Origin of the sequence: Bacillus sp. PSXD-155, assembly GCF_049310765.1 — a bacterium.
Taxonomy (GTDB): domain Bacteria; phylum Bacillota; class Bacilli; order Bacillales; family Bacillaceae_G; genus Bacillus_A; species Bacillus_A cereus.
The window spans coordinates 1-9,890 of record NZ_JBMOWC010000096.1 but is presented as its reverse complement, the minus strand read 5'-3'; the positions used below and the strand labels follow the sequence as shown (position 1 = coordinate 9,890).

Genomic DNA, 9,890 nt, shown 5'->3' with positions numbered 1-9,890 from the left:
TTTTCAAACATAGTTACGATATTAAAAACATCCTTTCTTTTGGTTCTAAAGAAAGGATGTTTTTATAACATGCTTTTTGGAAGGTTTTAATTTAATCCTAATTATATTTTTTATAAATTCTAAAAGTACATTCTTTATTTTTGGTATAACATACAGAAATTATTTTTTGAACAGTAGACAGCTGCAGAAGCTAAGTTAAAGTGTCGATTAATTCCCTCCATGCTTAATAAAATCCCTGTTATGATTTCTAAACTGAATACACAGTTGAGTAAGAGCCGTAGTAGAGATTTTTTGATTTAACCATAGGTTCCTATGATACTTACATTTTCGTTTCATTCCACCAATTTCTATAGTTAATTGATTAAGTGTATCGGGGATATAACTCTTCGACATATACAGACAATCTTGTTTTGGAAGTATTACATGATTTGTATGATATTGTAACAAGACTTGTATCGTTTCTCGCTTTCCCATGTCTTATTGCGTTTGTCATTTCCTCTTGTAAACAACAACGATAGAAAGTTCTATTCAGTTTTTGTTTAATAGCATTACATTTTGTATGGTTTCTTAAAAAATTTCAGTAAAAGAATATATTAATTTTGAAGTGTATAAATAGGGAGAGTGACTTCAACTATAGTCCCCTTATTCATTTCACTCTCAATAAATATCTTTCCCTGATGTGTTTCAATGATTTTATAACAGATCATTAACCCTAAGCCAATCCCCTCTTCTTTAATACTATAAAAAGGTTCTCCGAGGTATGGTATACGTTCTTTTGGAATCCCACACCCTTGATCGATAAAACGAATGCTTACTTGATTATTATCAAGTATATTTAATTGAATCAGAATTTCCCCTCCCATCGGCATAGATTCAATTGCATTTTTTAATATATTAACAAATACTTGTTTTAATTGATTTCCTTCACATGAAATCAATGGAATACCAGGGTTAAGATCGATTCTAAATTTTATATTATTCATCATTGCTTGAGGTTGTAGTAGCATTAAAACTTGATCCATTAGCACACTAATGTCATTAGGTTGCATTTTTACTACCTGTGGTTTGGCTACCGCCATAAATTCAGTTGTAATGCTCTCTATACGCTCAATCTCTGATGATACTATATTAATATAACCCTGATTATTCTCACTTTCCGTTGATTTTAGTAATTGCATGAACCCTTTCATTGCAGTTAATGGATTATTAATCTCATGAGCCATTACAGTCGCTAATTGTCCTACAACAGCAAGTTTTTCAGATTTTCGTAATAATTCTTCTGTTTTTAGCCGTTCAGTGATATCACGAGAAATACTTAGGAAAACTTTTTTACCATTTAAGTTAAAAACACGAACACTAAACTCAGTTGTTATTACTTTTCCTGTTGGAAAAACATATTCATCTTGCAAAGTGAAGGAAGTTTGTCCCTTTTTAATTTTTTCTAATAACCTTACGATCATTTGAGAATCTTGTGGTACTATATTTGAAAATGATAATGAGAGCAACTCTTCTCTACTATATCCAAACCTTCTACACCCAACAGGGTTTACCTCAATAAATCGACTTGGAGCATTCTCTTCATTCAACTCTACTACATATACCGCATCAGTTGCTTGTTCGATTAGTGCACGGTACTTCATTTCACTATCTCTTAATTGCCGGTGTAATCGATGTCGTTCTCTTTCTGCTTGTTTTCTTTCAGAGATGTCTCTACATATTGCTGATAAAGCTATCACATTTCCTCTTACATCTAGTATAGGAGAAACTGTCAGACTAACATCAAGAAGACTCCCATCGCTCCTTTGTCTAACAGTTTCTAATCTAGTAACCACAGATTCTCCCGTTAGAATTTTCTGAATATTTCCGAGCGATTCTTCCATTAAAAAATCTGGTACACAAGGTAATCTCTTACCTATGATTTCTTGTGATGACCACCCAAATATCTTTTCATAAGCTTTATTGGCTTGTAAAATATGCCCTTCTCGATCAGAAATGGTAATAGCATCTAGATTGTGCTTTATAAATGATTCCAATAATTCTTTGGTAGCGCTTAATTCTGATTCTACCTTTTTCCTTTCGGTTATATCAACTGTTGAACCAACAACTTCAATAACTTGTCCATTTCGTTTAATCGGCCTAAGCGCAATAAGAATAATAGTTTTATCATTTGGCCAAGGTAATTCAAATATAATTTCTTTTCCTTCCCATGCCTGAAGATAGTACTTCATCAATTGTGGAACTAAATGTGGAGGAACAATAGAAGCATCAATAGTACGTAAGCTTTTTCCTACCACCTGTTCAGAATAAAATCCGTTTTGATAATAAAACTGTCCATCACATAAAGTGTGTATAAAGTGCTTATCCACTTTTTTAAATTTAAAAATTCCTCCTTGAAGCTCATGCACGGTATCTGCAAGTTCTTGCTTCGATTTTTTTAATTCTCGATTCATTTTAGATAAGTCCTGTGTTAAATAATACAATCTCTGGTAGGCTTCCATAAGAAATAGCCCAATTAAAAGTCCTAACGCTATATATAATAGGCCTCCTGTGTAAAGTAATGTAGTATTAAATAATACGCCAACTAACCACTTTATTCCAATAAAAACAGAAAAATATAACGATGCACTTTTAAAAGGATGTAGTTTTTTAAAATAAGTTTTAAAAGTAGAAAATAGAATCCCCATACCTAAATAAGCAATCACAGGAGGTTCCCAATACCCTCCAGTGTAAAAGATGCGCATTACAATTATGCTAATTAACGTAATCCAACCAGCAATACGACCAAAGTAAATAAAAGATAGAATAAGAGGAACAACTCGAAGATCGTAGGAAAATCCCATGTATGGAAAAGAAAAGAACATTAACGTAACTGCAATAATCCCTCCATAGAGCTTTTCGAAATATCGACTAGAATTAATTGTAAACACTTGAATAAATATTGCTGCGCTAACTAATAAAGAAAAAATAGAAAGGTTGATGAAATAATCTTTAATAATCATGTAATGTCCCTCCTTGCATTAAGTGTATTCGACAAAAAAGCTAAAAATCCTACAAATTGTATAAACAGTTCAAATGCATAAATTTTAAACTAGGATAAAATCTGGAAAAGTAAATAAGGAGCACAGCAGATGAGATATTTTAATGAAAAATAGTTCAAAAAAGATAATAGTAACCGTTGACTACTATTATCTTTTTTCTTTAAGTTATCGTAATACGTATGAAACTTTAAGGGACGTGGTATGTCATTTCATCAAACAATGATTATATGCTGAGTCATGAATATAGAAACTTCAACAGTAATTTTTGAAAAATAACATAAAAAACAAAACTATCTTTGAAAATGAAAAAAATCTATATAAATGTCAACTAATCTATGTACAAAAACGTTCACTTAATTTTGCATAAAGTCACTCCACTTAGGAAGCTAAGTAGTTCTTCAAGGTCGATAAGAACACCTGTAGATGCTTCAGGATAACTACATAATTGTATGAGTAATGTACTTGAAACCTTTCGGTAAAACCATACACATAATACAACTAACTCCTTGGTTCAATATTTACTTTTTCGCTGAACAAATTCTTTTTCTTGAGCAAAATATTCTAGGATATAAGGAGATTTTTCAATTAACTTGGTGTCTAGTTTATTCTCCAGCTCCAATTACTTCGTTACTTTCAGATTCAGTTCATTATATTTTGTACTTTGTCTTTATACACAACATATTCTTTACCATCCACTACTGCTACTACCGCAAATTCATCATTTGGATTGAATGAAAGCCAATCAGCCCACATGTTAGTATTAGCCCCTCCACTCCACATATTATGAACAGTGTTTTTAGTTAAATTCATAACTTTATAAGACGCATTTGGCGCATTTGTTCCAGTCTTTATTTCAAAAGTGTATGCGTTATGAATTTTTTTATAAAAGTAGAAAACGTTTGATGGACGAAGCTGATTCAAAAAATCCTGTTCTTTTTTCTCTGCAATTTTTATCCCTTCTTGCAAAGTGACAACATCTGTTTTTAATGTTTTCCAACTGTTTTTCGCTGCATTCAAGCTGGGGGTTAAGAATTTATATTTATTTTGATCAGCTTTTTGATCAGCTTTATCAATATGTCCCAGTACACCCGAATATTGAGAATCTAAATCCTCCCATTGCGTAGACATATAAGTAAGAGCAGTGATAGCACTATCAAGCATACTATGCATATCACTAATATTATGAAATGCAACTCCAACTACACGATTCAATGTTATTTTATAATCTACAGTCTGACGCAATTTTGCTAATTCAGGTTCTAGCCAACCTAACTTACCTCTTGCATCACCTATCATGATGCCGCCAGCAATCAAGGTTGGAATAAAGGGGATTTTTACCATGTCTAATCCCTTAGATTCTATGTCTTTCTGATATTTTACTTGTCCTAAAAGGTCCTCTAGACGCTTTTGGTCAGCCTCCACATCAGCACCTTGGTTTTTTAAAATCGATTGCAATGTCTCTTTATGACTTCCAAATGTTCTAACATCTTCTCCAATAGCATTTTTTAATTGAATTAATTCTTCTATTAATGCTTTTGCAGACTTTTGATTTTGTTGAATTCCTCCCTGTAAATCTGTAATCCCTTTTTTTAAAGTATCTCCATTTCCAGTATTGATCGCCTCTACTAATGTTTCATAATAATTTTCAAATTTTGTATCGTATTCTATAATGCCTGTCAATGTATCTAAAAGCTGTTTTTTTACTTGTGTATTCCATGTAACAGCATGTGCTCTTGCATTCTTTTGATCTTGAACAATTTTACTAGGTAAATCTGCATTTCCATTAATAGTTATTCCTTCAAAACTCACATCTGGATTATTAATTAGCAAATAAGAATATTCATTCATAGCTTTTGCAAATAAACCAGCATCTTGCAAAGCTTTTTTCATCTGTTCTTCATTTGCTGAAAGAGATATATTTTCATTGTTCGTTTGTTCAATTTCAATCGCAAAAGTTTCTAGTGGTATGACTGCATAAGTAGTTGTTATAGTTAAAAACGCTGATACAGCGAGTAGTTTATTAGGGATTTTTTTCATCATTTCGTATTCCTCCTATATAAGGTATGGTTTCAAGTTCTAATCTTATTAAAAAGCGATGTCTTTCAAAATGAGTTCTACATCTTTTATCAGTATCGTTTGAACTTTCTTTAGCAACCTTCAAATCATTAAGTATTAAAGAAAATGTATATAATCTGCTTCAAATTAACCGATTCTGTTGCAAATTTTAAAAAAGCAATTAAACTACAAGGTTATTTTTTATTCGAATCATACTTATATATAATTGAAAGGCGAAGTCTTTAATGAGACTCCGCCTTTCTGTTATATAAGGATTTATTAATTATTACTTTTCTGTTTAACAGTGTAATCATAGACTTTCTATGTTTTAGTTCACTTTACGCAGAATTAATATTTCCCTATTTTTGTGGAGTAACAGTTTCCACTTTTAATTCCTTTATTCCTTCTTTTAATGTAACAGCATCTGTTCGTAATGTTTTCCAACTGTCTTTCGCTGCATTTAAATTAGGTTTTAAGAATTTAAATTTATTTTGATCGGCTTTTTGAGCTGCATTCTCAATATGCCCTAGAACGCCCGAATATTGAGAATCTAAATCATGCCACTGCGTGGACATATAAGTAAGAGCGTTAATAGCATCATCAAGCGCCTTGTGCATTTCATTAATATTACTGTAAGCAACTCCAACTACACGATTTAAGGTTACTTTATAATCCACGGTCTGACGTAATTCTGCTAATAAAGGCTCTAACTTACCTAAATTATCCCTTGCTACTCCCACTATAATACCGCCAATTATTGGTAGACCCAAAATAGCACCCTTCATTACATTAAACCCATCAGATTCTAATTGTTTATAATAGTTTACTGATCCTAATACTTCTTCTAGACGTTTTTGATCGGCATCAACATCTGCACCTTGATTTTTTAAAATTGACTGCAAGAGCTCTTTATTACTTCCAAAAGCTCTAACATCATGTCCAATAGAGTCTCTTAATTTAGTTAATTCTTCTATTAGTTGTTGTGCATACTTTTGATTTTGTTGAATTTCACCTCGCAAATCTGTAATCCCTTCTTTTAAAGTTTCTCCATCCCCTGTATTAATCGCTTCTACCATTGTTTCATAATAATTGTCAAATGTTGTATCGTATTCAACAATACCATTCAATGTATCTAAAAGCTGTTTTTTTACTTTCGTATCCCAAGTAACAGCATGTGCCCTTGCATTCTTTTGATCTTGTACGATTCTACCAGGTAAATCTACATATCCATTAATGGTAATTCCCTCAAAATTCACATCAGGATTCTTAATTAACATATAAGAATAGGCATTCATAGATTTTGCAAATAATCCAGCCTTTTGCAAAGTCTCTTTCATTCTCGCTTCATTTGCAGAAAGAGCCGTATCTCCATTGTTCGTTTGTTCAATTTCACTTGCAAAAGTTGTTACTGGTGAAACTACATTAGCAGTTGTAATAGTTAATAGCGTCGATACAGCGAGTAATTTATAAGGGATTTTATTTATCATTTCATTTTCCTCCAATTTAGGTTTTAAATTTCAGTTCTACTCCTGTTTAAAAGCAATATCTTTTGAAATGAATTCTGCATCTTTATGAATATCATTCCAACTTTCTTTAGCGGCTTTTAAATCATCTGGTATTAAAGAGAATTTGTGGTCTTGCATAGAATCGATATTATCCAGTAAATCTGTATAATTTGCGCCCATTGTATTCCATTGCTTTTGAATATTTGTTAGAGACAATATCGCTTGATCTACAGTCTGATATAAATATGCCAATGTTTCTTTCGCGTTAGTAAGCGAAAGAACTGCTTGATTAGCACGATCTGCTTTCATACTTAATTCTCCGATTTTGTTAGAAATTTCATTATAGGAGTCCATATGCTTAGATGCTGTGACACCAGCCGCAGTTCCTAGACCGATACCAGCTGCACCAAGAGCCGAGAGTCCACCAACAACAGCCGGTGTTGCTGTACCGCCAGTTACAACAATAACTACCGCTCCTCCAATAGCTGCAATAACTAAAATAGCTGCTCCCAATCCACCACCAATTGACCATGCTAATACATCATCAAAATGTTTTTTCTGAGTAGAACGAAGTTGCTCAATTTCAGCTTGAAGTTGTGGAATCGTTGCCTGTTGACCTGCTAATATTGCAGTTAATCCACCTTTCCCATCTGGACCACCAACATTATTTTTAAAATCTGTAGAATTTTGATATAGTTTTCCTTTGAAGTCTTGTAGCATCTTAATCACATCTGTAACTTCTTTTGAATTTGTATTGATTGTAGTAATTAAATCATTTATACCCTCTTTTAGACCTGCCTTATCTTTCTTTTGTACAGTTTCTACTAATGTGTCGTAATAATTTTGAAATTGTTCATCGTAATTTACAATATTACGAGCAGTTTTTTGAATCTGTGGCTTCGCTGTATCTAACCAGTAATTCGCATTGATTCGTGACAGCTCTTGATTAAGGTGAATATTTTTGAGCAACTCTCCCCCCTCTGAGCCTAAATCGATATTAGATAAATTTACATTTGGTTGCTTAATCATTGTTTTTGCGTATAAATCCATTACTAGAATATGAGACCCTGTTTCAGCTAATGCTTTCTTCAGTCCTTCGGGGCCTAATGCATAATTGCCTACTTTTTGTTCTTGAGCAATCGTTTCTTGTGCAAATGCATGAATAGTGTTACCGGTAGTAGCAGTTATAACAGTTGCTAATGTAGCTAAAGTTAGTACTTTGAATGGAAATTTCTTCATGACTATTCTCCTTCTTTCGCTAAATGCTTATACTCTTTATAGATTTCCAAAAACGTAATATCAAAATTTATATACTTGCTCTTCAAGGTAACTTATTACATTTTTTAATTGTCTTAATGTATCTTTTTGAGACTGCTCGTTAGTTGCATCAACATTAGTAGATAATTTTGTAATGCTATTTTTTATTAGATTTAAATCTTCTTTATAGCGCTTTAGTAGATCAAGTTCTACATCTACTTGATTTGCAAACGTATGCAAATCATTTTGTGTAAGAAGAAGCATTGATTTTTGTAAATCAGCTATTGATAATTTCGTTGTTAAATCATATATTTTTTGATTTTGTTTCTCTAAATCATCTAAATATGCTCGCTGCTCTGCTGTTAATTTATTTACTTCAGCAAAAACGCCAAATGTTTTCTTAATCTTTTCGGTATCAATGACCTTCATCAGGTCATACTCTTGTGTTTTTGCTGCGGCTGCGGCTGCTATTTCACCTTGTTTGCTTTTCTCAATTGCTTCACGAGCTGCTTTTTTTGCTGATTCAATCTCTAGAGCAGTTTTACCTTGCTCTGTTGCTTCTTGCACTGCTTTTTTCTCTGCTTCTAGAATAGAGTTGTTAATTTCTTTTCCTTTGTTATACGCTGCCACCCCTGCTTGAGCAGCTGGTTCAATAATTTCTTTTGAAAGACTATAAACTTCTTTGAATATAGCAAATCCCTGTTCATTTAAAGCCCCTGGTATTAATGCAATTTGCTGTAAATCATTTTGAATTGCTTTTTTGGTATTTAATATTTCATTTTTTAACTGGTCTATTTTTCCTGTTCCATCTGTACTTAGTATGCCTTGAGCAGTTGCCACATTGGTATCAAAATCTTTTAATTTTTTATCTAGCTGTAATTTAAGATCTGTTAATTCATTGATTTGCCGTTGCGTATTTTCTTGATTCGTCATAGCCATTTCTTGCAGTACTTCAAGTCTATCCGAAAACCCTTCTCTGTCTTCTTTATTGTCTACAAACGATTTTAATGTCGGGTAATAGCTATTAAATTTTGTTACAAATCCTTTACTTTTTGAATTTAATAGAATTAACTGTGGATAGAGTTCCGATGACCATTCCTTCATATCTTGTTTGATTAGGAATTGATTTGTATTTAAAGCTGTGACTTCCTCTAGCTGTACATTAGGGCTCATTAAAGATTGATCAATATACGTTTGGATTAATTTAGATTGCGCACCTAATTTTCGTAATGAAGAGGAAATATCCATTCCTTCCTGTTGAGTTTCTGCTTGAACGATTGGTGTTGCGAGAGTATTGATAGGAATATTTCCTCCAGTTACAATGGATGTGACTAATAATCCTGTAATTATTTTAGTTTTCATTCCGTACACTCCTTTACCATTGTTTTTATAACTTAATTCATATAACTTGTACGACCTTTCTCTTTGTAAACTGGTTAGGAAGGAGAAATCTTTCAGATAGGGTAATATCGTTATTTTTTACTTCTAATAGGATGTAAGGATTTTACTTATCTCTCATTTCGATACTCTATTTTCTCAAATGTAAATAACAAAAATTTATTAACTATATTTGAATCAAGCACCCTATGAATAGTAAATTATTAATTCTTTCCTAGAATTGCGGTTTAACTTACAGAACCACGAGAATCAATAAACCAATACTTACAGTTAATCTTGTCATAACATTGTTTAATTTCAATTTTCTAATATATCTCTCAGTTTTGTCAGCAAACTCCTTACTAGACAACAAAAGGTGAAATTATACTGTACATCGCTTATACTTTTATTGCGGAATAACTTCACTTTTGTTATGCAGAAACTTAGAACACGTTTATTACAAATTTGATTCTTGACCTCTTATAAATAAATTTACTATTTAGAAAATTACTTTCGACATAATGTTACTTACAACTTCACTATAATTCCTATTAGCGTAACCTTCTCCTTTCTGTCTGGTCATACCAGTTATGTTGTTCATTAAAACATTAAATTTTTAATGCGTAAATAGAAAAATTTTGTCGATTACGCTCGATAA

Annotated in this window: 5 protein-coding genes and 1 pseudogene; all 6 read right to left on the bottom strand. The window is 32.2% G+C overall.

Annotated elements, in window-relative coordinates:
- Positions 1-593: 593 nt before the first annotated feature.
- Positions 594-2,999 carry a PAS domain S-box protein gene (locus ACO6VI_RS32260; protein WP_161520454.1) on the bottom strand — a complete coding sequence of 802 codons (2,406 nt, stop codon included), beginning with the start codon at positions 2,997-2,999 and terminating at the stop codon, positions 594-596.
- Positions 3,000-3,429: 430 nt separating this feature from the next.
- Positions 3,430-3,657: pseudogene (locus ACO6VI_RS32255) on the bottom strand (hypothetical protein); the annotation flags it as partial.
- Between the two features lie 20 nt (positions 3,658-3,677).
- Positions 3,678-5,078 carry a hemolytic enterotoxin HBL binding subunit HblA gene (gene hblA / locus ACO6VI_RS32250; RefSeq protein WP_086388591.1) on the bottom strand — a complete coding sequence of 467 codons (1,401 nt, stop codon included), beginning with the start codon at positions 5,076-5,078 and terminating at the stop codon, positions 3,678-3,680.
- A gap of 374 nt (positions 5,079-5,452) precedes the next feature.
- Positions 5,453-6,580 carry a hemolytic enterotoxin HBL binding subunit HblB gene (gene hblB, locus ACO6VI_RS32245; protein ID WP_422425135.1) on the bottom strand — a complete coding sequence of 376 codons (1,128 nt, stop codon included), beginning with the start codon at positions 6,578-6,580 and terminating at the stop codon, positions 5,453-5,455.
- Between the two features lie 36 nt (positions 6,581-6,616).
- On the bottom strand, positions 6,617-7,837 hold the full coding sequence (gene hblD / locus ACO6VI_RS32240) for a hemolytic enterotoxin HBL lytic component L1 (protein WP_063547311.1): 1,221 nt from the start codon (positions 7,835-7,837) through the stop codon (positions 6,617-6,619).
- 60 nt (positions 7,838-7,897) lie between these two features.
- On the bottom strand, positions 7,898-9,217 hold the full coding sequence (gene hblC, locus ACO6VI_RS32235) for a hemolytic enterotoxin HBL lytic component L2 (RefSeq protein ID WP_063547310.1): 1,320 nt from the start codon (positions 9,215-9,217) through the stop codon (positions 7,898-7,900).
- Positions 9,218-9,890: the final 673 nt, after the last annotated feature.

Bases quoted from the DNA above. Each gene is read 5' to 3' on its own strand.
- hblA (WP_086388591.1), bottom strand. From the start codon at position 5,078: ATGATGAAAAAAATCCCTAATAAACTACTCGCTGTATCAGCGTTTTTA.
- hblC (WP_063547310.1), bottom strand. From the start codon at position 9,217: ATGAAAACTAAAATAATTACAGGATTATTAGTCACATCCATTGTAACT.
- hblB (WP_422425135.1), bottom strand. From the start codon at position 6,580: ATGATAAATAAAATCCCTTATAAATTACTCGCTGTATCGACGCTATTA.
- ACO6VI_RS32260 (WP_161520454.1), bottom strand. From the start codon at position 2,999: ATGATTATTAAAGATTATTTCATCAACCTTTCTATTTTTTCTTTATTA.
- hblD (WP_063547311.1), bottom strand. From the start codon at position 7,837: ATGAAGAAATTTCCATTCAAAGTACTAACTTTAGCTACATTAGCAACT.